Origin of the sequence: Pseudonocardia hispaniensis (assembly GCF_042658695.1) — a bacterium.
GTDB lineage: Bacteria > Actinomycetota > Actinomycetes > Mycobacteriales > Pseudonocardiaceae > Pseudonocardia > Pseudonocardia hispaniensis.
Genome location: NZ_JBHSQW010000031.1, coordinates 114,931 through 141,630, shown reverse-complemented (window position 1 = coordinate 141,630; position 26,700 = coordinate 114,931). Strand labels below are relative to the sequence as shown.

Genomic DNA, 26,700 nt, shown 5'->3' with positions numbered 1-26,700 from the left:
CACGCGCCGTCAGCCCTCCGGCATCGGCGCGGCCGCACGCCTTTTCCGATGCCGCGCGCGGATCCGTCGCCACCCGAACCAGCCCGCCCCGGCGAGGACGGCCAGGACCGGTAGGAATGGCAGCAGGAAACCGATCGCGGTCGCGAGTCCGGCACCGAGGGCCCGGAGCCCGTCCAGACCCGCGTCGAGCCCGCTGCCGAACCCCGAACCGCCGCCCGCCCCGGGTGCGGGTCGCAGGTCGACGTCGAGAGTGGACAGCCTCACCCGATCGCGCAGGGCTGTCAGGCGACGCTGCAGCGACTCCAGCTCCGCCTCCCGGCGGGCCAGCTCCGACTCGACCGCCACGACCTCGCCGATCGTCTGCGCCCTGGCCAGCAGCGAGCGCAACCGGTCCACACTGGCCTGCTGGCTGCCGACCCGGGCCTCCAGGTCCACCGACTGCTCGGTGACGTCCTGCACGGTGCCGCTGCTGTTCAGCACCCGGCCCATCGCGCTCACCCGCTCCACCAACGGATCCAGTTGGTCGGCCGGAACCCGCAGCGACAGCCTGGCGCCGGTGTCGTCGATGTTCTCGTCAGCGACGAACCCACCCAGCGCCGTGGCCGCGCCGCGCGCGCTCCGGGCGACGGCCGCCACGTCGGTGACCTCGACGCGGACCTCGGCGGTCCGCACCACCGTGCGATCCACGATCGGGGACCCAGGCGGGGCGGCCGGGGCCAGCTCCCCGTCGAACCCCGGGGCCCCCGCGCGTGCCTGCGCTGCTGCATCGGTGGCCGTGCTCAGCGAACCGCCGCCCGACGTCCCGGGCGGTCCGAGCAGCAGCCCGGCCGTGACCGCCCCCACCACCGCCAGGATCGCGATGCCCGCGACGATCCAGCGCCCTCGTCCCACGTCCGCCTCCTCGGCCGGCAGCCCCTGCACGAATGGGACGGAGGCCGGCGCCGTGCGGGTTGGGCCGAGGTAGATCACAAAGGTGTTACGACCAACGGCTGGTGAGGCCGAGCCGGCCGGGGTCGAGGTCGGAGGTGTCGACCGGGTCAGTCGAACAGGCGCTCGAACGCCCGCAGGTTGGCCAGCGACTCCCCGCGCTCGGAACGCCAGGCGTACTCCCGCCGGATCGACGCGGCGAAACCCAGTTCCAGCAGGGTGTTGAAATCACCGTCGGCGGCCTCGAGGATCTGGCCGAGGACACGGTCGAGCTCCGCGGCGGTGACCGCGTGCAGCGCCACCCGCCCGACGAGGTGAATATCGCCGATCCGGTCGAGCGCATAGTGCACGCCGTAGAGCCGCGCGTTGCGCTGCAGCAGGAACCGGTAGACGCCCTCATGGTTTTCGTCAGGCTGACGACACACGAAGGCCTGCACGAACAGCGTGTGCTCGCGCACCACCAGCCAACACTGGGTGTTCAGCCGGTGGGTCCCCGGCAGCGTGACCAGGAACTGGCCCGGCTCGCGCCGGTGGTGGTCGACCTCCAGCCCGCGCAGGACCGCACCGATCAGGTCGTCGAGATCCTCGGTACCCACGGCGGCCACGGTCGATCAGCTCGCCAGCACGCCGGCCGGCTGCCGGGCCGCGAACTCGGCCCCCACCTCGGCGTACGTCGCGAGCAGCGCATCGGTCGTCCGGTCCCAGGAGAAGTCGTGGGCGTGCTCGAGGGCACCGGCGGCCAGCTCGTCGCGCCGACCGGGGACGAGCGCGACCTGCGCCAGCGCGTCGGCCCACTGCTCGGCGCCGTGACCGGGTACCAGCAGCCCCGACCGTCCGTCGGCCACCGCGACCGGCAGCCCGCCGACCGCCGCCGCGACGACCGGCGTGCCGCACGCCTGCGCCTCCAGCGCGACCAGGCCGAACGACTCGTTGTGACTCGGCACGGCGACGACGTCGGCCGCACGGTAGACGTTCGCCAGCGCCGCCCCGGACTGCGGCGGGAGAAACCGCAGCACGCCGTCGGCACCGGTCAGCCCCAGCGTGGACCCCAGGCTCTGCAGCGCCGTCGGCTCGGTCAGCCCGCTGCCCGACGGCCCGCCGACGACGAGCACGACCAGCCTGGACCGCAGGCCCGGGTCGCGGCGCAACAGCTCGGCCGCGGCACGCAGCAGCACGTCCGGCGCCTTGAGCGGTTGGACCCGGCCGACGAAGGCGAGCACGACGGCGTCCGGCGCGATGCCGAGCGCGGCGCGGGCGGCCATCGAATCACCCGGGGTGAAGCGGTCCAGATCGACGCCGGGCGGAATGGTGACGATCCGGCAGGGATCGGCCCCGTAGAGCTCGACGAGCTGCCGCGCCTCGGCCTCGGTGTTGCCGACCAGCCGGTCGGCCTCGGCGACGACCTGGTCCTCACCGATCACCCGCACCATCGGCTCGGGCGGGTCACCGTCGGCGAGGGCGGTGTTCTTGACCCGGGCCAAGGTGTGCGCGCTGTGCACCAGCGGCACCCCCCAGCGGTCGCGGGCCAGCCAGCCGACCTGGCCGGACAGCCAGTAGTGGGAGTGCACGACGTCGTAGTAGCCGGGGTCGTGCCGCGCCTCGGCGCGCAGCACCCCGGCGGTGAACGCGCACAACTGCCCGGGCAGGTCGTTCTTGCCGAGGCCCTCGTACGGCCCGGCCGCGACGTGCCGGACGAGCACACCGGGCGCCATCTCGACCACCGGCGGCAGCTCTGACGACGTGGCGCGCGTGAAGATCTCGACGTCGACACCCCTGTCGGCCATGCGCAACGCGGTCTGCACGATGTAGACGTTCATGCCGCCGGCGTCACCGGTCCCCGGCTGCTCCAGCGGGGAGGTGTGGACCGACAGCACGCTCACCCGGTTCGGGGGCACGGGCGGCAGCAGACGGCCGAGACGATCGTTCACGGTGTATTTCCTAGCACGCGGCCCACGGCGTCATTCGGCGCCCAGAACGGCCCGCGAACCGCAGGCCAGCGCGCCCAGCAGGGCTCGGACCGGGTCGGTGACATGCCACCGGCCGTCGGCATCGGGCCAGGCCGGAACGCTGCGACGACCCATGGGCGGGCGATGTATGTCGATCATCAGGTTCTGATGGACGATCATTTCGCCGGGCGGGACCTCAACCCCGAGTGTGGCGCAGGCCACTACCACGTCGGTGGAGTCGGACCAGCGTCGCGACTCACCCCGGCCGACGACCACGGCCTCCACGACGTCGGAGGCCAGCGGCAGGTCCAACAGTTCCGCAAGCGGTCCGGGGTCGCCACCGGCCACCAGGTCGGCCGAAGGCACCACGGCGGCCAGCCATGGGTGGTCGAGCACCATCGCCTCGTCGACCGGGATGACCGAGCCGTCCAACGCCCGGACCCGCTCGATCGGGGGGATCTCGCCCGGGTCGACGCAGCCATCGGCGACCGCCTCCGCGAGCTCGGTATGCGCGGCCGCGATCAGCGCGACATCGGGGCGGCGGGCCGGGTCGGCGAGCCGTTCGAGCAGGTCCGCAGCGTCCTCACAACCGTCCACCGCCAGCGCTGCACGCACCCCGATGGCATAGAGCAGCGCCTCGTCGACGTCCTCGACCGGCGCCGGGTCGTACAGCGCCGCCAGCTCGGTCGCCGACCGCAGCCGCCAGTGCCCGGGGCGGCGCCCGCCCAGCCGCGCGTGCTGCGCGAGCCACCACGCCGTATAGCCCCCGTCGAGGACCGCGGCTCGGGTGGCGGGCTCATCGGCCAGCATCCGCAGCGCCGCGGGCCAGGCCCCGTCGGCGACGAGGTCGAGATCCGCGACGGCGACCATCCGCATCGGCGGCACGTCGCAGCTGTCCCACCACAGGTCCTCGTCGTGCAGATCGTGGTCGGGTCCCGCCGGTTCGTCATCGACGAGGACGGTGAAACCGTCGAGCACGCCGGCTGCGCTCAGCACCGCGCGCGGCACCCGCTCGGCCCATCCGGGGTCGAGCACGCCGACCGGGGCGTCGTCCGCCAGCAGCGGGCGCAGCGCGGCGTCGGGCAGGACGAGCTCGTCGGCCCGGGCGGGGTTGCCCTCGTCGTCGGCAAGCGCGAGGGCACCGAGCCAGCGATGCCGGGCCGCCGTCGCCGGACCCACCTCGGCCACCAGCGCCAGGACGGCCTCGGCGAGCGGCGCGGTGTCCAGGCCCGCCTCGGCGTCGTCGACGGAGCGCTCGACGGCCTCCCGCAGCTCGGGCCGCTCCAGGACAGCCCCCGGATCGGCCGGAACCGCCCCGAGCCGGGCCAGCAGCGGATGGGTCGCCTCCGGGTCGGCGACGCGCAGACCAGGCAACCCCAACCCGGCCAGCGCCGCGACCGGCCCGTCCGACTCCCCGACGGGCAGGAGCACCGACTCGGGCCCCGCGACGGTCCGCCCGTCCGCCAGCGGCACCGCAAGCCCGCGCAGCTCCTCGAGCACGCCGGGGACGGTCTCGGCGGCCGGCTCCAGCGCCACGTACACCGCCCGCCACCAGCTCGCCGGACGGCGCAGACCGACCAGCCGGTCGACCAGGTCGGCCGTGCCGAGCCGTCGGACTCCGAGCTCGCCCAGCACGTTCGCGGGTATTCCGGCCACCGCGACGGGGTCGGCGAGCCCGGCGAAGTCCTCGGTGACGGCCAGCAGCCGGGCCAGGCCTTCGGCACCGGGGATGTCCAGCCATTCGGCGCGGACCGGGACGAGCTCGCCTCCGCCCGCCGCCGGTAGCCACGCCGCCGTCCGCAACGTGTCGAACAGCAGCGCGCGCACCCGGCCGTCGATCTGCGACCGCGGGAACCCCGGTGCCGGGACCAACGCCCCGCGATGGCCGGGCTCAACCGCGCGGACCAGGTCGAGATAGGCGGGCCCGGCGGCGGCCAGCACCCGATCGGTCACCGGGCCGGGGCGGACCCGGCGACGGTCCGGCTCCAGCGGCACCGTCGCGATCAGCCGCGCGGGCAGCGAGAGGGCCTCGGTGCTGGCGGTCGGCGCGTGCAGCACATCGACCTGCAACGCCTGCGGACGCCCGGCCTCATCCACCGGCAGCGCCCAGGTCACCGACCAGGCGCGGCGGCCGCGCTGCTCGACGGCCTGGGTCTGCGCGTCGGCGGCCTCCAGCCGCCCCGCCACCCGGGCCAGCAGCCAGCGCCGGTCCCCGATCCGGACCCGGCCCTGGCCCTCCTCGATCCGGCGGAACACCCGGTCCCCCACCGTGATCTCGGTCAGCTCCGGCAGCGTGAGCAGCAGGTCCGGGGCCGCCTCGGCGGCTGCGGTGAGCAGTTCCGGACCCTCGGTGCCCCCGGCGCCGAGCGGGAGCCTGACCTCGGTGTCGTACCCCGGCGGTGGCGCGGGTTCGTCCGCCTCCACCGGCCAGACCAGCCGCAGCACCGGCAGCTGGCCGCCGCGGCGGGCGAGCTCGGCCGCGGGCCCGGGCAGCACCCGCGCCGCGGCCGCGGTCGCCGTCGCGGAGAACCGGACGCCGCGGCCCGCGCCGCTGACGACGCGCGGCTCCCGCGAGATCCGCAGCACCGCGGCGAACCCGATCCCGAAGCGCCCGACCGCGCCCTCGTCGTCGCGTTTGGCCGACGCGCGCAGCGACGCCAGCGCGGCGACACCGGCCGCGCTCAGCGGGGCGCCGGTGTTGGCGATGCGCAGCTCGGTGTCGCATCCGGACTCGGCCCCGGGACCGGCGAGCGCGACGCGCAGCCGCCCCGGACGACCCGCGGCGCGGGCGGCGTCGGCGGCGTTCTGAGCCAGCTCGACCAGCCACGCGTCGGCGTAGCCGCCGAGCAGCAGGTCCTCCTCGGCGTTCGCGTCCTCGCGGAACCGGGTCGGCGACCCGCCCCAGGTGTCCAGGACAGCGGCGCGCAGCGCAGCGGTGCCGAAGGGGTCGCCGTCGGGCTCGCGGCGCTCGGAGCCGGCCACCGCACTCAGGTACCGATCTGCTCCAGGTCGGCGGCCAGATCCACACCGTCGTCGTAGACCACCGCGGCGACCTGCACCGGCGATCCCGGGTCGGGTGCGACGTCCGAATGCGCCCCGCACCCGTACTCGACGGCCACCACCGACCCGTCGGCCGGGGCGTACTCATTGCCGCAGACACCGAAGAGCCCGCGCAGCGAACCGGCCAGCGGCAGGAAGAACCCGCAGGTGCCGCACGGTCCCGGTGCGGCCTTGGCCATCGCGGCCGACGGGCCGTGCGGACCGGCCTGCCAGCGCTGCACGGCCTCGAGGCGGCCGACCCGGCTCAGCACGCGGCGGCGCCCGAGGCCCACCTCCGCCGCGACCTCCTCGACCGCGGGATCGTCGGACTGGACGTAACCGGGGACGAGGCGATGATCACCCGGCGCCGTGGGCAGCAGATCGCCGACGCCGAGGTCGCCGGGGCGGACCCGTTCCTGCCACGGCACCCACGACGGCGCGACGAGCGCGTCCGGCCCGGGCAGCAGCACGACCTCGCTGACCGTCACCTGCTCGTCGGCACCCACGCAGGCCAGCGTGACCGCCCACCGCCAGCCGCGATAACCGCTGTGGGTGGTGGCGAACAGGTGGGTGCGGGCGGACTCGCCCTCGGGTTCGCTGCCCAGGTGCTCGCCGACAGCCTGCTCGGCGGCCTCCGGGCCGACGTCGAGAGCTGCCTCGTCGACCGCGGCGGACCGGGCCACGGCAACCGCGTCCGTGAGCAGACACGTCGGATCGTTGGGCATAGCGGCGCTCACCCGCCTGATTGTGCCACCCTCGCCCATCGTGACGGTCCGGTGTGCGCTCCCGGCCGCGTTCCTGCTCGCGGCCTCGGTTCTGGCCGGATGTACCGCCCCGGTGCCGCCCGTCCCGGTGTGGCGGCCACAGGTGCTCGCCGAGCTGCCCCACGATCCCGCCGCGTTCACCCAGGGCCTCGAACTGGCCGGCGATGCCCTGTACGAGGGCACCGGTCTGGCGGGCCGCTCACAGCTGCGCGAGCTCGACCCGACGACCGGGGCCGTCCGCCGCGCCGCGAGCCTTCCCGGGACGCTGTTCGGCGAGGGCCTCACCGTCCTGGGTCCCCGGATCTGGCAGCTGACCTGGCGCGACGGCGTCGTGCTCGAATGGGACCGGGCGACGCTGCGGCCGCTGCGCGAAGTCCGCATCGACGGCGAGGGCTGGGGACTGTGCAGCCAGTCCGATCCGGCTCGGCTCGTGCGCTCCGACGGCACCGATCGGCTGCGCTTCCACGACCCGGTCAGCTTCGCCGAGACCGGTTCGGTGCGGGTGCGGCTCGACGAGCGGCCGATATCCGGGCTCAACGAGCTCGAATGCGTCGACGGGCAGGTGTGGGCCAACGTCTGGCCGACCGATCGGCTCGTCCGCATCGACCCGGCGGACGGCCGGGTGAGCGCGGTCGTCGAGGCCGGTGGCCTGCTCGACCCGTCCCGGCGCGACCGCGCCGACGCCCTCAACGGCATCGCCGCGCTCGGCGACGGGACGTTCCTGCTGACCGGGAAACGATGGCCCGCGGCCTTCCGGGTGCGCTTCGTGTCCTGAGCCTCGACGAGCGCGTCCCGGCCAACTCGATGGGACAGAATGGAGCCGTGCCCAGGTCCGGATTTCCCCGTCCCCACCGCGGCCGTCGTTCCGGCCCGCGGCGGACCTGGGTGACCATCGACGGAGGGCCGGTGACCCGCGATTCGCGGCCCCCGGACCCGGCCGGCCCGGCCGAACCCGAGCCGTCCGGCCCGTCCGAACCCGAGCCGTCCGGCTCGGCGTCGCCCCCGCTGCCGCCACTGGTCGAGCCGGTGGTCCGCCGCCGCTACCCCTGGCACGACGACCCGGACTACGACCCGTCGGAGTACCGGCGCAACCCGCCGCCCCCGCCCCGATGGCGGCCGCCCGAGCCCGGCGATCCCGAAGATCCCGGCAACGCCACGGAGGAGGTCGCGCCGGACCGCGACGAACCCGTCGACCGCCCGCGCGGGCCCCGAGTCCCGACCAAGCTGACGGTCACCCGGGTCGCAGCGATGCGCAGCAGGCAGCTCACCGAGAACGCGGTCCGCACCTTCCACCGGGCCGCGACCGCCGACGGCGCCGACCGTTCGGGGCTCACCGCGCTGACCTACGCGACGATGATGACCTATGCCGTCGACGCCGCGGTCGCCGTCGCACTGGCCAACACGCTGTTCTTCGCCGCGGCCACGGCGGAGTCCAAGACCAACGTCGCGCTGTACCTGGCGATCACGGTCGCGCCGTTCGCCCTGATCGCACCGGTGATCGGCCCGCTGCTGGACCGGGTCCAGCGGGGACGCCGCGCCGCGCTGGCCCTGTCGTTCGCCGGGCGCGCGGCGCTGGCCGTGGTGATGGCCTTGAACTACGACAACTGGCTGCTCTATCCCGCCGCGCTGGGCGCGATGGTGCTGAGCAAGTCGTTCGTGGTGCTCAAGGCGGCGGTCACCCCCCGGGTGCTGCCCGAGCGAATCACCCTGGTCACCACCAACTCCCGGCTGACGGTGTTCGGGCTGGCCGCGGGAGCGGTGTTCGGCGGGATCGGAGCCGGTGTGGCCGGGCTGTTCGGCTCGTCGGGTGCGCTGTTCTACACCGCCGCGCTGGCGCTGATCGGAACCGCGCTGTGCCTGCGGATCCCGCGATGGGTGGAGGTCACCGCGGGCGAGGTGCCCGCAGCGCTTCGCAACACCCGGCGCGGGCGGCGCACACCGATGGGCCAGCGGGTGCACGTGGCGTTGTGGGCCAACGGATCGATCCGGGTGCTCACCGGCTTTCTCACGCTGTTCGTGGCGTTCGTGGTCAAGGCCCAGACCGAGCAGGAACCCGCGCGGCAGCTGTTCTTGATCGGCATCGTGGGGGCGGCGGCCGGTGTCGGCTCGTTCACCGGCAATGCCGTGGGCTCGCGCTCGTCGTTCCGGCACGCGGACGCCGTCGTGGTCACCGCCGTCGCCGCGGCCTGTGCGTCGGCGGTAGTCGCGGCGCTGTTCCCGGGGATCCTGACGGCCGCCGTCGTGGGGCTCGTCGGGGCGACCTCCAGCGCGCTGGCCAAGGTCTGCCTGGACGCGGTCATCCAGCGTGACCTGCCCGAGGAGTCCCGCGCGTCCGCATTCGGCCGCTCGGAAACGGTGCTGCAACTGGCCTGGGTGTTCGGCGGCGCGCTCGGGGTGCTGATGCCGCACAGCACGTTCTGGATCGGGTTCACGGTGGTCTCCGCCATCGTCGCGGTGGTGGGCGCCCAGTCCTTCATGATCAGTCGCGGGCGAACCCTGGTGCCCGGGCTGGGGGTTCGCGACACACAACCGGACCCGCAGCCGGTGGCGCACTGAGCCCGCTCCGTAGGGTGGTCGTCGTGTCCCGTCGCCTGTTCCCGGCCCTGCTGGCCACGGTCGCTGCGCTCCTCGCCGGATGCGGTTCCGAGGCGCCGCCGAAGGTGACGTTCACCGTCAACGGGCAGGAGCGGACCACCGGTCCGACGCAGTACTGCGATCTGAAGCTCGCCGACTGCTCCGCCGACGCGGCCGCCGAGGTGCATCTGCCGGTGCCCCCGGGCACACCGGTGCGGATCGCCGTCCCGCAGGAGGTGTCCGCCACCCCGTGGCACATCGTGTTCAGCTACCACCGCCCGGACGGTCAGCAGGTCGACGGGCGCACCCCGGTGTTCGCGCCGAATTCCCAGCGCGACTACACGCTCGTCCTGCCCGACCCGGGCGACACGATGATCACTGCGCAGGTGCAGCAGTTCGGGCCCGCGCCGGTCGCGAACGAACAGACCGGAGAGATCGACTTTCCGGTCCGCGGCAGCTGGGTCCTTGTCGCAGGTCAGTAGCCCCTGTGAGTGCGTCACAGTGTTCTAACACTGTGACGCACTCACAGGGCTAGCCGTCCAGGTCGCGGGCCACGGCGCGGACCACCTCGGCCGCCAGCTTGCAGGTCTTGCGATCGGGGTAGCGGCCGCGGCGCAGGTCGGGCTGCACCCGCGCATCGAGGAGCTTGATCATGTCTTCGATCAAGCCGTGTAGTTCCTCCGCGGGCCGCCGGGTGGCCTCCACGACCGACGGCGGCGTCTCGACCAGCCGGACCGAAAGCGCCTGCGGGCCACGCCGGCCCTCGGCCATCCCGAACTCCACCCGCTGACCGGGTTTGAGCGCCTGTACCCCGGGCGGCAGCGCGGACTTGCGGACATAGACGTCCTCGCCCCCGTCCTGGGCGAGGAAACCGAAGCCCTTCTCGGCGTCGTACCACTTGACCCTGCCGGTCGGCACCTTGCTCACCCGTTCCTCGATCGATCCCGCTGCCGCGCGGCGCGCGCCGGATACCCGGCGTCCACACGACAAACGCGCCCCTGGTGCCTGGTCCGCCTACTCAGGTCGGCTCATCGAGCGACACCGGGACGCGCGCAGTACAGCCTAGTAGCGCCCCCCACTGCGCGCACCGGCCAAATGCCCCCTCTTCACCGGACGAACGACACTCCGCGCGGCCCGTCCGGTGACACGACGCCGTCCGAGCGACGGCCGGGTCAGGCGTTACGGATCGCGGCGGCGTCGGCGAGACCGAGCATCTCCACCGATCGCTCGCGCATTTCGACCTTACGCACCTTGCCGGTGACCGTCATCGGGAACTCCTCGACGACCACGACGTAGCGCGGGATCTTGTAGTGGGCGAGCTTGCCACCGGCGAACTCGCGCAACGCCTCGGCGGTGAGCTCGGGCGCACCCTCGCGAAGCGTCACCCAGGCGCACAGCTCCTCGCCGAACCTGGCATCCGGCACGCCGATGACCTGCGCGTCGAGGATGTCGGGGTGGGTGTAGAGGAACTCCTCGATCTCCCGCGGGTAGATGTTCTCCCCACCCCGGATGACCATGTCCTTGATCCGGCCGGTGATGTTGACATAGCCGTCGGAGTCCATCACGGCGAGGTCCCCGGTGTGCATCCAGCGCGCCGGGTCGATCGCCTCGGCCGTCTTCTGCGGCTCGTTCCAGTACCCGAGCATGACCGAGTAGCCGCGGGTGCAGAACTCCCCGGGCGTCCCGCGGGGCACCGTCAACCCGGTCTCCGGATCGACGATCTTGACCTCGAGATGCGGATGCACCCGGCCGACCGTGGAGACCCGCCGGTCCAGCGAGTCATCGGCCCGGGTCTGAGTGGACACCGGGGAGGTCTCGGTCATGCCGTAGCAGATCGTCACCTCGGTCATCCCCATCCGGTCCACCACCTGCTTCATCACCTCGACCGGGCACGGCGACCCCGCCATGATCCCGGTGCGCAGGCTGGACAGGTCGAAGGAGTCGAACTCCGGGTGGTTGAGCTCGGCGATGAACATCGTCGGTACCCCGTACAGCGAGGTGCACCGCTCCTGCGCGACGGCGGCCAGGGTGGCCTCGGGGTCGAATCCCTGGGCGGGGATGACCATCGTCGAGCCGTTCGTGGTGGCGCCCAGGTTGCCCATCACCATGCCGAAGCAGTGGTAGAAGGGCACCGGGATGCACACCCGGTCCTGTGGGGTGTAGCCGCATAGCCGGCCGACGAAATAGCCGTTGTTGAGGATGTTGTGATGCGACAGCGTCGCGCCCTTCGGGAACCCCGTCGTACCCGAGGTGTACTGGATGTTGATCGGGTCGTCCGGGCTCAGCTGCGCCTGCAGCCGCGCCAGCTCGGCGCGGTCCCCGTCCCGGCCCGCGGCGACCAGCGCGTCCCACTCCGGCGAACCGATGAGCACCACCTGGCGCAGCTGCTCACAGCGCGGCCGGACCTGCTCGATCATCGCGGCGTAGTCGGAGGTCTTGAACGACCGCGCGGCCACCAGCACCGAGATCCCGGCCTGGTTGAGCACGTACTCCAGCTCGTGGGTCCGGTACGCCGGGTTGATGTTGACCAGGATGACGCCGATCTTCGCCGTGGCGTACTGGACCAGGGTCCACTCGGCCATGTTCGGCGCCCAGATCCCCAGCCGGTCGCCCTTGGACAGGCCGGCGGCGAGCAGGCCCAGCGCCAGCGTGTCCAGCTCCTCCCGCAGCTGGCCGTAGGTCCAGCGACGACCGGTCGGCACCTCGACGAGCGCCTCGACGTCGGGTTGCGCGGCCGCCATCCGATCGAAGTTGTCGCCGATCGTGTCCCCCAGCAACGGAACCTCGGAAATCCCGGAGGCGTAGGACGGAACGGCAGGGGCGCCAGCGGAAGTCACGGCGTTGTACTCCTCGGTGCAGTGCGAGGCCTCGCACCTCGCAGGGTGTTCCAGAGCTCATCGTGTCCCCGCGGCGAGATCGTTCGCCACCCCCAGGTGGGGAGGGCACGCCGCGCGGTAATCGCCGCCCCGCGCAGGCGATACCCTCGGACCATGCACGACCCCCGCGTCCTGCTCGACCCCGCGACCGACGCCGTGCGCAGGCTCGCCCGGCGCGGCTTCCACCTCGATGTCGAGTCCCTCGAGAAGCTCCTGACGTCCCGTAACTCGGCGATTCATCGGGGTGACGAGGCGCGCGCGGAGGCGAAGCGGACCGCGGCGGCGGTCAAGTCGGCCACCCCGCAGGAGCGCCCCGCGCTCGTCGAGCGGGCCCGCGAGCTCAAGGCCGTCGTCTCGGCGGCGGAGTCGGAGCACCGCGAGCTCGAGGCACAGCTGCAGGACCTCCTGCTGGGCATCCCGAACCTGCCCGCCGACGAGCTGCCCGACGGCGCCAGCGATGCCGACGCCGAGGTCGTCCGTGTCTGGGGTGAGCCGCCCGCGTTCGACTTCACGCCGCTCGACCACGTCGACCTCGGCGAGAGGCTCGGCATCCTCGACCTGCCACGGGCGACCAAACTCTCCGGACCGCGGTTCACCGTGCTGCGCGGCAAGGGCCCCGCGCTCGAACGCGCGCTGGCCCGTTACTTCCTCGACCTGGCCACCGAGCACGGCTACACCGAGTTCTCGGTGCCGACGCTGGTCAACCGCGAGACGATGACCGGCACCGGGCAGTTGCCGAAGTTCGAGCAGGACCTGTTCAAGACCGGCGTGGGCGACCGGGAGCTCTTCCTCATCCCCACCGCCGAGGTGCCGCTGACGAACCTGCACGCCCGCGAGACCCTCGCGCTGGAGGACCTGCCGTTGGCCTACACGGCGCACACCCCGTGCTTCCGTTCGGAGGCGGGTTCGTACGGCAAGGACACCCGCGGGCTGATCCGCATGCACGAGTTCTCCAAGGTCGAGCTCGTCCGCATCGTCGACCCGGCGCGCTCCCGCGCCGAGCTGGAGGTGCTGCTCGGGCACGCCGAGGCCGTCATGCGCGGGCTCGGCCTCGCCTACCGGGTGGTGAAGCTGGCCGCGGGGGATATCGGTTTCTCCGCCGAGTTCACCTACGACGTCGAGGTGTGGCTGCCCGGCCAGCAGCGCTACCGCGAGATCGCCTCGGCGTCGGACTGCGGCACGTTCCAGGCCCGCCGCGCCGGGATCCGCACCAAGGCCAAGGACGGCACCCGCGGCTTCGCCGCCACCCTCAACAGCTCGGGGATGCCGATCGGGCGCACGCTGGTCGCGATCCTGGAGCAGGGCCAGCAGGCCGACGGCTCGGTGCGCATCCCCGAGGCGCTGGTGCCCTACACCGGCTTCGACGTCCTGACGCCCGCCTGAGCGCCGCGCCGTGGCGTCCGGCGCCTGGTCGTCCTGGGTCGCTCGTCCGATGAAGATCGACGTTGGGGAGGCGGGAGCCGCGCACTCCGCGGCCCGTCCCGCCGAAACGCCGATCTCGGCCCGGCGGGGCGGGCGTCCGGCGGACCGGCCCAGCCCCCGGGTCGAGATCGGCTAGTGCCGCCCGATCTCCTGGCGGGCCACCGAGCGCAGATGCACCTCGTCGGGGCCGTCGGCCAGCCGCAGCGCCCTGGCCCAGGTGTAGAAGTAGGCCAGCGGGAAGTCGTCGCTCATCCCGCCGCCGCCGTGGATCTGGATGGCCCGGTCGAGGACGTCGCAGGCCATCCGCGGGCACACCGCCTTGATCGCGGCGATCTCGGTGGCGGCCCCCTTGGCGCCGGCCTTGTCGATCAGCCACGCCGTCTTGAGCACCAGCAGCCGGGCCTGCTCGACCTCGATCCGCGACTGCGCGATCTGTTCGCGCACCACACCCTGGTCGGCCAGCGGACGGCCGAACGCGACACGCTCGCGCGCCCGGCGGACCATGAGGTCGATCGCTCGTTCGGCCATCCCGATGAGCCGCATGCAGTGGTGGATGCGGCCGGGGCCGAGCCGGGCCTGGGCGATGGCGAACCCGCCGCCCTCCTCGCCCAGCAGGTTCTCGACCGGCACCCGGACGTCGTGGAACTCCAGTTCGGAATGCCCGTGCTGGTCCTGGTAGCCGAACGTCGGCAGGTGCCGCTTGATCTCCAGCCCCGGGGTGTCGCGCGGCACGAGCACCATCGACTGCTGGCGGTGCGTCGGGGCGTCCGGGTCCGTCTTGCCCATGACGATGAAGATCGTGCAGCGGGAGTCCGCGGCGCCGGAGATCCACCACTTCGTACCGGAGATGACGTACTCGTCCCCCTCGCGCCGAATGGTCGTGCGCACGTTCGTGGCGTCCGAGGACGCGACGTCGGGCTCGGTCATCGCGAACGCCGAGCGGATCTGTCCGGCCAGCAGCGGTTCCAACCAGCGCGCCTTCTGCTGCGGGGTCCCGAACAGGTGCAGCGTCTCCATGTTCCCGGTGTCGGGCGCCTGGCAGTTGATCGCCTCCGGGGCGATCACCGGCGACCAGCCCGACACTTCAGCAACCGGCGCATAATCCAGATTGGACAGCCCGGAGACGGCAGGCAGGAACAGGTTCCACAGCCCGCGGGACCGCGCCTCGGCCTTGAGCTCCTCGACAACCGGCGGCAGGTCCCACTCCTGCGGCGTGCCCCGCCGCTGCGCCCGCCACGCCTCGTAGCCGGCTTCGGCCGGCAGCACCTTCTCCTCGAGGAACTCCCGCATTCGCTTGGTGTAGTCGGCAGCCACCGCACTCGGTTCGAAGTCCACGACCGGCAGCAAACCACACGATGACCACCCGCTAGTGAGATCCGTATGCGCGGACATATGATGCCCCGCGTGCCGCAGTTCAGGATCGCCGAGGCAGCGCGGCTGCTCGGCGTCAGCGACGACACCGTCCGACGCTGGGTCGATGCGGGAACGCTGCCGGTGCAGCCGGACGCGTCGAACCGCAAGGTCATCGACGGCGCCGCGCTGGCCGCGTTCGCCCGGGAGCACGCCCATGCCGCGCCCGATCCCTCGGACGTGCAGACCTCCGCGCGCAACCGGTTCGTCGGGCTCGTCACCTCGGTGCTCACCGACACGGTGATGGCGCAGGTCGAGATGCAGTGCGGTCCGCACCGGGTGGTGTCCCTGATGAGCAGCGAGGCCGTCCGGCAGCTCGGGCTCGAACCCGGAGTACTGGCGGTGGCTGTCGTCAAGTCGACGACCGTCGTGGTGGAAACCCCTGGGGGAAGTTCATGAGAAGGATGCTGGGAGCCGTCATCGCCGGGCTCGGCCTGGTGCTGGCCGCATGCGGTGGCGGCTCGACGGGTTCGGATGCGGCGGGTGGGTCCGGCACACCGGACCAGACCCTCACGGTCTTCGCCGCGGCCTCGCTCACCGAGACCTTCACCGAGCTCGGAAAGCGCTTCGAAACCGATCACCCAGGGGTGACGGTACGGTTCAACTTCGCCGGATCCTCGGACCTGGCCCAGCAGATCGTCAACGGCGCACCGGTCGACGTGTTCGCCTCGGCCAACACCAAGCAGATGGGTGTGGTCACCGAGCAGAACATGATCGTCGGGCAGCCGGAGATCTTCGTGACCAACCAGCTGCAGATCGCGGTCGCACCGGGCAACCCGAAGGGCATCGCGAGCTTTGCCGATCTGTCCAAGCCGGACGTCACCCTCGTGGTCTGCGCGCCGCAGGTGCCGTGCGGTTCCGCGACGCAGAAGGTCGAACAGGCCACCGGCGTGGACCTCAAGCCGGTCAGCGAGGAACCGGATGTCCGCTCGGTCCTGGGCAAGGTGAGCAGCGGTAACGCCGACGCCGGCCTCGTCTACGTCACCGACGTCGCCGCCGAGAAGGACAAGGTGGACGGGGTGAACTTCCCCGAGGCGGAGAAGGCGATCAACGAGTACCCGATCGGTGTCGTGACCTCGAGCAAGAACCAGGACCTGGCCAAGCAGTTCGTCGAGCTCGTCCGTAGCGAGGACGGGCAGAAGGTCCTGGGGGCGGCCGGATTCGGGACACCCGCCGCCTCGTGACGGTGACCCTGCCGGGGCAGGCCGGGGCCGAGCGCAAGGCCCACGACCGGCACCACGTCGGCGTCGGCCTGCCCCGGTGGCTCTGGCTGCCGGCGGTCGCCGCGTATGCACTGGTCGCGCTGCCGGTGGTCGGGCTCGTCCTGGAGGCGGACTGGGCCCGGATGCCCGAGCTGCTGCTCAGCCGGTCCGCGCTCACGGCGCTGCGGCTGTCGCTGGAGACCGCCGGGATCTCGACGCTGCTCTGTGTGCTGCTCGGCGGTCCGCTGGCCGCGGTCCTCGCCCGCGGCCGGCCACCCGGCCTGCGGATGCTGCGGTCGCTGGTGCTGCTGCCGCTCGTCCTGCCCCCGGTGGTGGGTGGTCTCGCCCTGCTGTTCACGGTCGGTCGAACCGGATGGATCGGACGGACCCTGGATCTGTGGTTCGGGATCAGCATTCCGTTCACCACCGCGGCGGTGATCCTCGCCCAGACCTTCGTGGCCATGCCGTTCCTGGTGGTGAGCCTGGAGGGGGCGTTGCGCACCGCGGGCCAGCGCTACGAGTCCGTCGCCGCCACCCTCGGCGCGTCGCCCGCGACGGTGTTCCGGCGCGTCACCGTCCCGCTGGTCCTGCCCGGTCTGGTGTCCGGGGCTGTGCTCGCGTTCGCGCGGGCGATGGGCGAGTTCGGCGCGACGATCGCCTTCGCCGGTAGCTTGGAGGGCACCACCCGAACCCTGCCCCTGCTGGTCTACCAGGAGCGCGAGGTCGATGTGGAATCCGCGATAGCGATCTCACTGATGATCGTTCTGGTCTCGCTGCTGGTCATCATCGTGGTGCGCCCGCGGGCCGCCGAGGGGCTCCGATGACCGCCTTCGAGCTGGCGGTGCAGCTGCGCCGCCCCGAGTTCACCCTGGACGTGGCGATCTCCGCCGAGCCCGGCGAGGTGCTCGCCGTGCTCGGCCCCAACGGCTCGGGCAAGTCCACCCTGCTCGGGGTGCTGGCCGGTCTGCTGCGGCCGGACTCCGGGTACGTGCGGCTGGGGGATCGGCTGGTCACCGACACCGCCTCGGGACTGCTGGTGCCACCGCACCGCAGGGGGGTGGGCCTGCTCGCCCAGAAGGGCCTGCTGTTTCCCCACCTCACCGTGCTGGCCAACGTCGCCTTCGGTCCGCGCGCCCAGGGGATGCGCCCGGCGGCGGCCGAGGAACGCGCCCGCATGCTGCTGGCCGAGGTGGACGCGGCCGAGTTCGCCGGGCGCAAACCCGCCAAGCTGTCCGGCGGCCAGCAGCAGCGGGTCGCGCTGGCTCGCGCGCTGGCGCCGGAACCGAGCGTGATGTTGCTCGACGAGCCGCTGGCGGCCCTCGACGTCGACGCGACCCCGGCGATGCGCGCGCTGCTGCGCCGGATGATTCGCGACGCGAAACAGACGGCCGTGCTGGTCACCCACTCCGCCCTGGACGCGCTGGTGCTGGCCGACCGGGTCGTGGTGCTGACGGCGGGGCGGGTGGTCGAGCAGGGCCCGACCCGGGAGGTCCTGGCGCGTCCGCGCAGTCCCTTCGCCGCGCGGATCGCCGGACTGAACCTGGTGCCGGGAACGGCCTGTGCGGGCGGCCTGCGCACCGCTGACGGCCCGGTGGTCTTCGGTCGCGGTGACGCCGATGTCGCCGCGGGCGACCGGGCGGTAGCGGTGTTCCCACCGTCGGCGGTGGCCGTCTACGCCGACCGGCCACACGGTAGTCCGCGCAACGTCCTGTCGGTCCGGCTGGCGGCGATGGAGCCTCGCGGGGACACCGTCCGGCTGCGCGCGGGTGCCGGACCGGGCGGCCCGAGCTGGGTGGATGGGCTCGCCGCCGACGTCACACCCGCGGCCATGGCCGACCTCGGTGTCGAGCCGGGGGCCGAGGTGTGGTTCGCGGTCAAGGCCACCGAGGTGGAGATCCACGCCGTGGGCGGCTGACCACCCGGATGGGTCAGGGCGCTGCCCAATGTGCCGCAACACGTGACACACCCGCATCACTCAACCCGGATGTGTGGCTTTTGCTCACAAGGCCGCCGCCGTAACGTCGCTCACCGTGACTCGATTCCTCGTCCGGGTCCTCCCGGCCGCGATCGTGCTGCAGCTTTTCGGTGCTCTGCTCGGCGGTGCCGCCGAAGGCGCAGAGCCGACCGGTCGCCCGTCGGCCTACGTCGTGCACGCCCGCTCCGGAGCGGAGGCGACCGCGGCCGCGCAGGCCGTCGGCGTCCAGCCGACGGTCACCTTCACCCAGGCCGTCAGCGGATTCGCGGCCAGGCTGACCCCCGCGCAGGTCGCCCAGCTGCAGCGGCGGCCCGGCGTCCTGGGTGTCGAGCAGGACCGGCCGACCCGATCGCTCGAGTCCACCACGCCGGAGGCCGCGGAGGCGGTGCAGGAGGACCCGCCGAACTGGGGCCTCGACCGTATCGACCAGCGCAACCGCCCGCTCGACGGGCAGTACCGCACCGAGGCAACGGGCGCGGGGGTCACCGTCTACGTGCTCGACACCGGCGTCGACGTCAGCCATCCCGACTTCCAGGGCCGCGCCACGATCGGCACCAACACCATCGACAACATCGCGGGCGACTGCGACGGCCACGGCACGGTCGTCGCCGGGATCGCGGCCGGGCGGACCTACGGAGTGGCCAAGAAGGCCCAGGTGCGCTCGGTGAAGGTGCTCGACTGCAACGGCACCGGGACGCTGTCCTCGCTGCTCGGGGGCATCGACTGGGTGGCGCGCAACCGGCAGGGCCCGTCGGTGGCCGTGATGTCGTGGAGCTACGGCCCATCGGACGTGCTGACCAGGGCCGTGTCGCAGCTCGTCGCCTCCGGGGTCTTCGTCGCCGTCTCGGCGGGCAACACCGCCGCCAACGACTGCGCGGTCGCCCCGCGGAACGCCGACGGCGTCCTCGCCGTCGCCAACTCCACGATCGAGGACCAGCGCGCCGGCAGTTCCAGCACCGGCCCCTGCGTCGGCCTCTACGCGCCGGGCACCGGGATCGTCTCGACCACCCCGGGCGGACGGACGGCGTCGTACTCGGGGACCTCGATGGCCGCCCCGTTCGCCGCGGGCGTCGCCGCGCTCTACAAGCAGCGCTTCGGCGATGCCCCGAGCGCGACGGTGCGCCAGTGGATCCTCGACACCGCCACACCGGGCATCGTCAGCGGCGGCAGCGCCGGGGGCACGGCGAACCGGCTGCTCTACACCGGCGGGCTCTGACGGGTCCTGAGCGCGGACGAACGGCGTCGCGCTCTGGGCGCCCGGTGAACCCGCGGGAGCCCGGTATCGATAACCACCCGTCACCGGGAGGGGATGCGCGACTCGCCGAAGCGCCGGGGTGATCCCGTCGACCACGGCGCCGAAAGGCGCAGCTCCCGCGCCGACAGGATGCGGCGCCGGTCGGTGGCGACGAGCGTGACGACGAGACCCGCGACGAGCCACCCCAGCAACTCGACGACGCCGCCGAACGCGCCGTCCGCACCCGCGGTCACGGCGCGCACCGCCACCAGCGCGCCGTGCGTCGGCAGGAAGGGCAGGACACCCGCGAGGAACGCGGGAACCGTCGAGATCACCCCCGTGGCCAGCGTCAGGACGAGCACCGCGACCGAGACGATCTGTCCCGGCCGCCCGAGCAGCGCCACGACCGCCTGGTGCACGGCGTGGAACGTCAGCGCGCTCAGCAGCAGGACGCCGAGCAGGGCGAGCCATTCGCCGGCGTTGAGCCCGAGCAACGGGGCGAACAGCAACCCGAGCAGCATCGCGGCGCCCGTGGCCACGGCTGCACCCGGAAGCGCCGCCCGCGCGACGATCCGCCAGGTGGCGCCGCGCGCGGTGCGCACGTCCGGCGGGACGGCGCCGACTCTCAGGTACGTGGCCAGCGCGCTCGACCACAGCGCGAGCACGAGGATGAACGCCGCGGCGCCCCGGCTGAAGTCGGCGAGCCCGCCGGAGTCGAACGCGGTGGGCTCGGCGACGACGGAGGCGAGGCGGGTGCGTTCGGCGTCGGAGTAGCTGGGCACCTGGTTGCGGCCCTGGGTGAGCCCGGAGGCGAGCTCCGCGGCACCGCCGTCAACCTGGGTCGCGCCGTCGGCGAGCCGATCCGCGCCGGTGGCCAGCTCCCGGGCGCCGCCTGCGGCCTGCCCGGCGCCGTCGGCCACCCCGGACGCCCCCGTGGCGAGCTGGCCGGCACCGGTGGCCAGCGCTGCGGCACCCGAGCCGAGCTGATCAGCGCCGGAGGCCAGCTGGTGGGCGCCGGTGTTCACCCGCTCCACCCCGGTGTTCAGCTCGCGGGCGCCCGCGGCGGCGCCGGCCAGACCGCCCACGAGGTCCTTGGCGTTGGCGGCCAGTTGCGCGTTGCCGTCGGCGACCCGTTCGGCACCGCCGGCCAGCGCCGCGACCGAGGCCTTCACCTCGGTCGCGGCGGAGCGAATCTTCGCGCGTTCACCGTCGATCGCCCCCGCTGACGCCGCGGCGCGGTCGGCCGCCCTGGCGAGGTCCGCGCAGAAGCCGGCCTGGCCTCCGTTGGCCGCGCACCGCGCAGCCAGCTCGCTGATCTGCTGAGCCGCGGCCGTCCCGGACGGCAGCGCGTCCACCGCCGCGATGACGCGGTCCGCGAGCGGAGCCACGGTGTCGGCCATCTGGCGGTTACCCGCGGCGACCTGGCGCGCGCCCTCGGCGAGCTGTGCGGTGAGCGCGGGCAGCGCCGCGGTGTCCGCGGCGGCCTTGTCGAGGCCGTCGGCGAGCTGGGCCGAGCCGGTGACGAGCCGCTCGGTACCCGCGGCGAGCTCGGCGGCCCCCGCAGACAGCTGGGACACCGAGCTGCTCAGCCGGCCGGCGCCGCTCGCGAGTTCGTCGGCGCCGGTCGCAACCCGTCCGGCCCCGTCACTGAGCTGGCCGAGACCGACGACCAGTGCGCCGCTGCCGTCGGACAGCGCCGTCGCCCCGCCGGCGAGCCGGCCCGCGCCCTCGGCGAGCTGGCCCGCCCCGTCCGCGGCCTCGCCGAGCGTGGTGTGCAGCTCGCTGAACCCGACGTAGACGTTCTCCAGGTAGGTCTGGACGACCTGCCGGTTCAGGGCCGCCAGCGTCGCGCCGGCGACCGCGTTGCTCGCGACCGGATCGACGAGCCCGGCGTTGCGCGAGGTCTCGATCCGCACGACGGCCCGCTGCGCGTCCATCGGCTGGTCCGCCGCGGTCGAGGTGGCCTTGGCCGAGAAGTCCTCAGGGATGGTGACCGCCGCGGCGTAGCTGCCGTCGGCAAGACCGGTGCGGGCGTCGTCGGCGCTGGTGAGCACCCAGGTGTAGCCGTCGTCGCGCGCGGCGAGCTCACCGGCGAGCTCACGGCCCAGCGGCACGATCTGCCCGTTCACGGTGACGGGTTGGTCGTTGTTGACCACCGCGGCGGTGGCGGCGCCGTCGCGCTGCAGCGGGGACCAGAATGCCCAGGCCAGCAGGCCCGCGACCAGCAACGGGACGAAGATCAGGCCGATCCAGGTCCGCCAGGTCGGGGAGCCCGCGGCGGATCGGGCGACGTGGTTGCGCATCAGACGACCTCGAGGACGGAACCGGTCAGCGCGACATCGCGGGCGCGGTCCGGCAGGACCTCCCACAACGACGCGGGGTGTTGGCAGGTGACGACGACCGCGACGGGGTCCGGGCCCGCGGTGGCCTCGGCGAGCAGGTCGGCCAGCATCCGGCGCTGATCGGCCCGGACGACCGTGTCGAGGTCGTCGAGCAGCAGCAGCGGGACGCCGTCGGCGAGGGCGCGGCGGACCTCGCCGGCCGGATCCGTGGTGTCCCGGCACGAGACGAGAGCGACCCGCTTGCGCACCGCGGACCCGTGCTGGGGCAGCACCTTCCCGCAGACCTTGAGGTCGCCCTCGATCGTCGGGACCCGGCCGCCGAGGGCAGCGAGCAGCGCCGTCTTGCCGCACGGCCCCGCACCGTGGATGCCGAGGACCTCGCCGGGTTCGAGGTGGATCTCGATCCCGTCGACGACGGTGCGGCCGCGGTCGTCACCCAGGCGCAGGTCGCGGGCGCTGACCAGCTCGCGCGAACCGGGCCCGGGCCAGTCGGCCAGCCGCAGCTCGTGCATGAGCGCGTCCCCCTCGGCGTCGAAGACCGGCAGCCGCCGATCCAGCCAGCCGGGCAGCCACCAGGCCCGGCGACCGAGCAGGGCCAGCACGGCGGGCACCAGGGTCATGCGCACGGCGAAGGCGTCGACGAAGACGCCGACAGCGAGGCTGAACGCGATCGGTTTGATCGTGGAGCTCCCCTCCGGCACGAACGCCGCGAACACCGCGAACATGATCAACGCGGCGGCGACGACGACCCGCGAGGCGGAGACGAACCCGACCTCGATCGCCTGCTCCGGATCGCCGTTGTGGGCGTAGTGCTCCCGGATCCGGGAGACGAGGAAGACCTCGTAGTCCATGGCGAGACCGAACAGGACGCCCATGAGGATGATCGGCAGGAAGCTGATGACGCTGCCGGTCCGGGTGATGTGCAGCGCGTCGGCGAAATGGCCCTGCCCGAAGACGAAGGAGGTGGCGCCGAACGCCGCACCGACGCTCAGCAGGAACCCGGCGGTGGCCTTGATCGGGACCGCGATCGAGCGGAACACCATCGCCAGCAGCACGAGCGAGAGGCCGACGACGAGGATTCCGAACGGGAGCAGGGCGTCGCCGAGCTGCGCGGAGACGTCGATACCGACGGCGGTGAAGCCCGTGACCGCGGTGTGGACGCCGTACCGGTCGCGGAACTGCTCGTGCATCGAGCGCAGCGCCCGCACGAGGGCCGCGGTCTCCGGTGCGTCCGGGGCGGTCGTGGGGACGACCTGGACGATGCCGACCTGCCCCTTCGGGTCCGGGGTGGCCAGCGGGACCGACGCGACTCCGTCGAGGGCCCTGATGTCGTCGGCGATGGCCTCGGTGATCCCGACCGGGTCGGTGGTGGCGAGAACGTCGACGCTGACCAGCAGCGGCCCGTTGTAGCCGGGCCCGAAGTGTCGCGAGACGACGTCGTAGGCCTCGCGCGCCGGGCTGGATTCGGGCTGGCTCGCGTTGTCGGGCAGGGCGAGTTGCAGCTCGACCGCCGGGATCGCGGTGACGCCGAGCCCGGCGACCACGACGAGAACGGTGACCAGCGGCGCCTTGGTGACCAGTCGCACCCACCGCAGGCCGAGCGAGGGGCGGGCGTGGTCGTGGCGGCCGCGCGGCCGCAGCCGCAGCAGGCGACGGCGGGCCGGGCGCGGCCGCAGCCGGGTGCCCGCGAACGCCAGCAGCGCGGGGACCAGCGTGATGGCGACGAGCACGCCGATGCTGACCCCGAGCGCCGCGGCGATGCCCATCGTGGTGAGGAAGGGGATCCGGGCGACGGCGAGGCCGAGCAGCGCGATGAGGACCGTCAGCCCGGCGAAGACGACGGCGGAGCCTGCGGTCGCGACGGCGCGGGCGATGGACTCCTCGACGGCGAGTCCCTCGGCGAGCTGGTCGCGATGTCGGGACAGGATGAACAGCGCGTAGTCGATGCCGACCGCGAGCCCGATCATCACGGCGAGCATCGGTGCGGTCGACGAGATCGGCAGCACCGCGGTGGCCGCGTAGATCAGGCCCGCGGCCACCCCGACCCCCACGACCGCGGTCACCAGCGGCAGACCGGCCGCGATGATCGACCGGAAGAGCACCACCAGGATGACGAGTGCGGCGATCACGCCGACGATCTCGGTCACCCCGAGCGACGGCACGAGCTCGGCGAAGGCGTCACCGCCGGTGTAGACGCGGGTGCCGTCGCCCAGCTGCGCCTGCAGCTCCCCCGCAACGCCGGTGAGCGCGTCCCGGGTCTCCTGGGTGATCTCGGCCTGTTTGACGTCGAGCGGCACCGGGATCCACGCCGCCCGCCCGTCGGGCGAGACGGCGTCGCGCGCGTGCTCGCCGAACGGGTCGACGACGGCGGCGACCTGGTCGATCCGCTCGATCCGCTCGGCGGCCGCGTGGACGGCCGCGGCGACGGCCGGCGTATCCACCCGTGCGCCGTCGGGCACCACCACGACCAGCTGCGCCGTGGCGCCGCTGACCTGCGGGAAGATCCGCGCGAGATGGTCGAGGGCGTCCTGGGACTCGGAGCCGGGGATGGCGAAGGCGTCGTCGGTGCCGCGGCCGAGGCCGACGGCGGCGCCGCCGACCACGCAGAGCAGCAGGATCCACAGGGCGAGGACGGCCGCGCGCCGGCGCGCGGCCGTCCTGCCGAGGCGGTAGAGGACTGAGGACACGAGCAGGCTCCCGCGGCGACCGAACTTGATACAGACCGTATTGAATACAGTATGTATCTAATGCAGGACGTATCCACTACCCTCAGGGCACAACAGTGAAGGACATGACATGCGCCTGCAGCAGGAGCCCGAGGCCACCGCCACCGACCCGGCGGCTCCGGTCCGCACCACCCGGCGGCGCGCCGACACCCGGCGGCGCTTGATCGCCGCGGCCTACGAGGTGTTCGCCGAACGCGGCATCGCCGACACCCCCGTCGAAGCCATCTGCGAACGCGCCGGATTCACCCGGGGCGCGTTCTACTCGAACTTCGACAGCAAGGAGGCGCTGTTCCTGGCCCTCGACGAGGAACAGACCGAGCGGCGCCTGCGGCGGCTCACCGCCATCGTCGAGAAGGTGGTGCACCGCAACGCAATCCGCGACGAGGCCGCGCTGCGCGAGGCGATCGCTGAGGTCGCCAGTCTGTTCATGGAGCCGATCGACGACCCGCAGTGGTACCTGCTCACCAGCGAGTTCCACGTCCACGTGCTGCGCCAGCCCGGGCTGCGCGCGCAGGTCGCGGCCGTGCAGGACCGGCTCTGTGCCGCCTTCGGCCAGGCGCTGGTCGCCGCGCTCGACCGGTTCGGACTGACTCTGACCGTGCCGGCGCGCGACGCGGTCATCGCCATGACCGGGGTCTACGAGGCGGTGCTGCGCCACGCCGCGCTCGAGGGCAGGCAACCCGCGCGCGACGACCCGTTCCTCACCCAGTTGCTGCCGCAGTTGCTCTCGGCCCTCGTCAGCCGGCCCGACGAGGCGCCGTCGCCCGGGTAACGCCGTGTCACCCCGGGTGGGCGTGGCCGCGCGCCGTGGGCCGGCCGGGACGGTCCGTCGGGCATTTGCCCCAGCGCCCCGGACCGCGAAGGTCGACCTCTGAGATCCGATTTTGCGTTGATATCGCCCTTCTTGCAGCGCAGGTACGGATCAGAATAAGATGAGCCTCTGCGGATGTGGCTGAAGATCCCACGCGCCGGATAGGCTCATGCCGTGACACCAACGGAGCTGGGCCTTCCCGCCATGCGGCAGGCCATCACCCGAGACCCGGCTCGGCCGGACGATCCCCGGCTCATCGATCGGTACGGCCGAGTAGCAACCGACCTGCGCATCTCGCTGACCGACCGGTGCAACCTGCGGTGTTCATACTGCATGCCCGAAGAGGGCCTGGACTGGATGGACCGGGCCGATGAGCTCACCGACGACGAGCTCATCCGGCTGATCCGGATCGCCGTCACCGATCTCGGCGTCGACGAACTGCGCTTCACCGGCGGCGAGCCGCTGCTGCGCCGGGGTCTCGAGAAGATCATCGCCGCGTCGGCGGCGTTGACCCCACGCCCCGACATCTCGCTGACGACCAACGGCGTCGGCCTCGCCCGGCGTGCCAAGGCCCTGGCCGACGCCGGGGTCAACCGGCTCAACGTCTCGATGGACACCCTGCGTCGCGAGCGGTTCCTCACCATCACCCATCGGGACCGCCTCACCGACGTGCTCGACGGCCTGGCCGCCGCCCGTGCCGCGGGGCTGGAGCCCGTGAAGATCAACACTGTGCTGTTGCGCGGGGTGAACGACGACGAGGCCGTCGACCTGCTCAGGTTCGCCCTCGACAACGGCTACGAGCTGCGTTTCATCGAGCAGATGCCGCTCGATGCCCAGCACAGCTGGCAGCGTTCCGAGATGGTCACCGCCGGGGAGATCATGCAGATGCTGCGTACCGCCTTCACCCTGGAGCCCGACCGGGCCGAGCGCGGCGGCGCCCCCGCGGAGCGTTGGCTCGTCGACGGCGGCCCCGCTGCCGTCGGCGTGATCGCCTCGGTCACCCGTCCCTTCTGCGGCGCCTGCGACCGCACCCGGTTGACCGCGGACGGCCAGGTTCGTTCCTGCCTGTTCGCCCGCACCGAGACCGACCTGCGCGCGCTGCTGCGCGGTGGAGCCGCCGACGCCGAGATCGCCGACCGCTGGCGCGACGCCATGTGGGCCAAGCTCCCCGGCCACGGCATCGACGAACCCGGCTTCCTGCAGCCCGACCGCCCCATGAGCGCCATCGGCGGCTAGCGCGGTGACTTCGACCACGACCGGAACCGTCCGGGTCCGCTACTACGCGGCGGCACGCGCGGCCGCCGGGGTCGACGAGGAAGCGATGGCGCTGGCCGCGGGCAGCACGATCGCCGACCTGCTCGCCGCGCTGCGCGAGCGGCACGGCAGCGAGTTCGCCGCCGTGCTGCGACGCTGCAGCTTCCTGCTCGACGAGGTTGCTGTGCACAGCCACGA

The 26,700-nt window shown here is 73.0% G+C and carries 22 protein-coding genes; 12 read left to right on the top strand and 10 right to left on the bottom strand.

The genetic code is table 11. From position 1 onward, the window contains the following. Nucleotides 1–9 precede the first annotated feature (9 nt). From ACFQE5_RS14890 to ACFQE5_RS14870, 5 genes are all read right to left on the bottom strand, one after another. Complete coding sequence (locus ACFQE5_RS14890) at nucleotides 10–891, bottom strand: DUF4349 domain-containing protein (RefSeq protein ID WP_379585565.1); 882 nt, start codon at nucleotides 889–891, stop codon at nucleotides 10–12. Between the two features lie 146 nt (nucleotides 892–1,037). Continuing rightward, entirely contained in the window at nucleotides 1,038–1,523 is a 486-nt protein-coding gene (locus ACFQE5_RS14885) for a type III secretion system chaperone family protein (RefSeq protein ID WP_379585563.1), read from the bottom strand. Nucleotides 1,524–1,538: 15 nt separating this feature from the next. After that, nucleotides 1,539–2,855, bottom strand: coding sequence for a D-inositol-3-phosphate glycosyltransferase (gene mshA, locus ACFQE5_RS14880; RefSeq protein WP_379585562.1), 1,317 nt, complete (start codon nucleotides 2,853–2,855; stop codon nucleotides 1,539–1,541). A 30-nt stretch (nucleotides 2,856–2,885) separates the two neighbouring features. Next, nucleotides 2,886–5,855 (bottom strand): sacsin N-terminal ATP-binding-like domain-containing protein, encoded by a 2,970-nt coding sequence (locus tag ACFQE5_RS14875; RefSeq protein WP_379585560.1) that lies wholly within the window; start codon nucleotides 5,853–5,855, stop codon nucleotides 2,886–2,888. Nucleotides 5,856–5,860: 5 nt separating this feature from the next. After that, entirely contained in the window at nucleotides 5,861–6,649 is a 789-nt protein-coding gene (locus ACFQE5_RS14870) for a DUF3027 domain-containing protein (protein ID WP_379585559.1), read from the bottom strand. 28 nt (nucleotides 6,650–6,677) lie between these two features. Here ACFQE5_RS14870 and ACFQE5_RS14865 point away from each other — a divergent pair, with 28 nt between their 5' ends. The 3 genes from ACFQE5_RS14865 to ACFQE5_RS14855 are packed head-to-tail and all read left to right on the top strand — an operon-like array spanning nucleotide 6,678 to nucleotide 9,732. Then, the gene (locus ACFQE5_RS14865) at nucleotides 6,678–7,451 is read left to right on the top strand and encodes a glutaminyl-peptide cyclotransferase (protein WP_379585557.1); all 774 of its coding nucleotides are present in this window, start codon (nucleotides 6,678–6,680) and stop codon (nucleotides 7,449–7,451) included. Nucleotides 7,452–7,480: 29 nt separating this feature from the next. After that, a complete protein-coding gene (locus ACFQE5_RS14860) occupies nucleotides 7,481–9,232 on the top strand; it encodes an MFS transporter (protein ID WP_379585704.1) in 1,752 nt (583 codons plus the stop codon). Between the two features lie 23 nt (nucleotides 9,233–9,255). Continuing rightward, nucleotides 9,256–9,732, top strand: coding sequence for a DUF2771 family protein (locus tag ACFQE5_RS14855; RefSeq protein ID WP_379585556.1), 477 nt, complete (start codon nucleotides 9,256–9,258; stop codon nucleotides 9,730–9,732). 49 nt (nucleotides 9,733–9,781) lie between these two features. Here the strand turns inward: ACFQE5_RS14855 and ACFQE5_RS14850 are convergent, their stop codons facing one another. After that, nucleotides 9,782–10,168 (bottom strand): cold-shock protein, encoded by a 387-nt coding sequence (locus ACFQE5_RS14850; protein ID WP_379585702.1) that lies wholly within the window; start codon nucleotides 10,166–10,168, stop codon nucleotides 9,782–9,784. Nucleotides 10,169–10,422: 254 nt separating this feature from the next. Beyond that, on the bottom strand, nucleotides 10,423–12,087 hold the full coding sequence (locus ACFQE5_RS14845) for an AMP-binding protein (RefSeq protein ID WP_379585554.1): 1,665 nt from the start codon (nucleotides 12,085–12,087) through the stop codon (nucleotides 10,423–10,425). 153 nt (nucleotides 12,088–12,240) lie between these two features. On the opposite strand from ACFQE5_RS14845, the gene serS reads away from it, so the two are divergent. Next, nucleotides 12,241–13,509: a serine--tRNA ligase gene (gene serS / locus ACFQE5_RS14840; RefSeq protein ID WP_379585552.1), complete on the top strand. Its 1,269-nt coding sequence runs from the start codon at nucleotides 12,241–12,243 to the stop codon at nucleotides 13,507–13,509. Nucleotides 13,510–13,680: 171 nt separating this feature from the next. Here serS and ACFQE5_RS14835 read toward each other — a convergent pair whose 3' ends face one another. Beyond that, on the bottom strand, nucleotides 13,681–14,883 hold the full coding sequence (locus ACFQE5_RS14835) for an acyl-CoA dehydrogenase family protein (RefSeq protein WP_379585551.1): 1,203 nt from the start codon (nucleotides 14,881–14,883) through the stop codon (nucleotides 13,681–13,683). 45 nt (nucleotides 14,884–14,928) lie between these two features. On the opposite strand from ACFQE5_RS14835, the gene ACFQE5_RS14830 reads away from it, so the two are divergent. The 5 genes from ACFQE5_RS14830 to ACFQE5_RS14810 all read left to right on the top strand — a co-directional run bounded on the left by ACFQE5_RS14830 (nucleotide 14,929) and on the right by ACFQE5_RS14810 (nucleotide 19,351). Then, nucleotides 14,929–15,357, top strand: a complete 429-nt coding sequence (locus tag ACFQE5_RS14830) for a TOBE domain-containing protein (RefSeq protein ID WP_379585550.1) — start codon at nucleotides 14,929–14,931, stop codon at nucleotides 15,355–15,357. After that, nucleotides 15,354–16,142 (top strand): molybdate ABC transporter substrate-binding protein, encoded by a 789-nt coding sequence (gene modA, locus ACFQE5_RS14825; protein WP_379585548.1) that lies wholly within the window; start codon nucleotides 15,354–15,356, stop codon nucleotides 16,140–16,142. Before ACFQE5_RS14830 ends, modA begins: the two co-directional genes overlap by 4 nt. A gap of 68 nt (nucleotides 16,143–16,210) precedes the next feature. After that, on the top strand, nucleotides 16,211–16,984 hold the full coding sequence (locus ACFQE5_RS14820) for an ABC transporter permease (RefSeq protein ID WP_379585700.1): 774 nt from the start codon (nucleotides 16,211–16,213) through the stop codon (nucleotides 16,982–16,984). After that, nucleotides 16,981–18,075, top strand: a complete 1,095-nt coding sequence (locus tag ACFQE5_RS14815; protein WP_379585547.1) for a sulfate/molybdate ABC transporter ATP-binding protein — start codon at nucleotides 16,981–16,983, stop codon at nucleotides 18,073–18,075. The genes ACFQE5_RS14820 and ACFQE5_RS14815 overlap by 4 nt, the downstream gene beginning before the upstream one ends. A 115-nt stretch (nucleotides 18,076–18,190) precedes the next feature. Then, nucleotides 18,191–19,351, top strand: coding sequence for a S8 family peptidase (locus tag ACFQE5_RS14810; protein ID WP_379585545.1), 1,161 nt, complete (start codon nucleotides 18,191–18,193; stop codon nucleotides 19,349–19,351). Between the two features lie 80 nt (nucleotides 19,352–19,431). Here the strand turns inward: ACFQE5_RS14810 and ACFQE5_RS14805 are convergent, their stop codons facing one another. Next, complete coding sequence (locus tag ACFQE5_RS14805; RefSeq protein WP_379585543.1) at nucleotides 19,432–21,672, bottom strand: YhgE/Pip family protein; 2,241 nt, start codon at nucleotides 21,670–21,672, stop codon at nucleotides 19,432–19,434. Beyond that, a complete protein-coding gene (locus ACFQE5_RS14800; protein ID WP_379585542.1) occupies nucleotides 21,672–24,398 on the bottom strand; it encodes an MMPL family transporter in 2,727 nt (908 codons plus the stop codon). The genes ACFQE5_RS14805 and ACFQE5_RS14800 overlap by 1 nt, the downstream gene beginning before the upstream one ends. A 109-nt stretch (nucleotides 24,399–24,507) precedes the next feature. Between ACFQE5_RS14800 and ACFQE5_RS14795 the strand changes: the two genes are divergently transcribed. From ACFQE5_RS14795 to ACFQE5_RS14785, 3 genes are all read left to right on the top strand, one after another. Next, nucleotides 24,508–25,209: a TetR/AcrR family transcriptional regulator gene (locus tag ACFQE5_RS14795; protein ID WP_379585540.1), complete on the top strand. Its 702-nt coding sequence runs from the start codon at nucleotides 24,508–24,510 to the stop codon at nucleotides 25,207–25,209. A gap of 213 nt (nucleotides 25,210–25,422) precedes the next feature. After that, the gene (moaA, locus tag ACFQE5_RS14790; protein WP_379585538.1) at nucleotides 25,423–26,484 is read left to right on the top strand and encodes a GTP 3',8-cyclase MoaA; all 1,062 of its coding nucleotides are present in this window, start codon (nucleotides 25,423–25,425) and stop codon (nucleotides 26,482–26,484) included. 4 nt (nucleotides 26,485–26,488) lie between these two features. Next, a partial coding sequence (locus tag ACFQE5_RS14785; RefSeq protein ID WP_379585536.1) for a MoaD/ThiS family protein occupies nucleotides 26,489–26,700 on the top strand: 212 nt, incomplete at its 3' end.

Excerpts from the sequence above, each read along its gene's own strand:
- ACFQE5_RS14860 (WP_379585704.1), top strand. The coding sequence starts at position 7,481 with ATGGGACAGAATGGAGCCGTGCCCAGGTCCGGATTTCCCCGTCCCCAC.
- serS (WP_379585552.1), top strand. The coding sequence starts at position 12,241 with ATGCACGACCCCCGCGTCCTGCTCGACCCCGCGACCGACGCCGTGCGC.
- ACFQE5_RS14830 (WP_379585550.1), top strand. The coding sequence starts at position 14,929 with ATGCGCGGACATATGATGCCCCGCGTGCCGCAGTTCAGGATCGCCGAG.
- modA (WP_379585548.1), top strand. The coding sequence starts at position 15,354 with ATGAGAAGGATGCTGGGAGCCGTCATCGCCGGGCTCGGCCTGGTGCTG.
- ACFQE5_RS14815 (WP_379585547.1), top strand. The coding sequence starts at position 16,981 with ATGACCGCCTTCGAGCTGGCGGTGCAGCTGCGCCGCCCCGAGTTCACC.
- ACFQE5_RS14805 (WP_379585543.1), bottom strand. The coding sequence starts at position 21,672 with ATGCGCAACCACGTCGCCCGATCCGCCGCGGGCTCCCCGACCTGGCGG.
- ACFQE5_RS14795 (WP_379585540.1), top strand. The coding sequence starts at position 24,508 with ATGCGCCTGCAGCAGGAGCCCGAGGCCACCGCCACCGACCCGGCGGCT.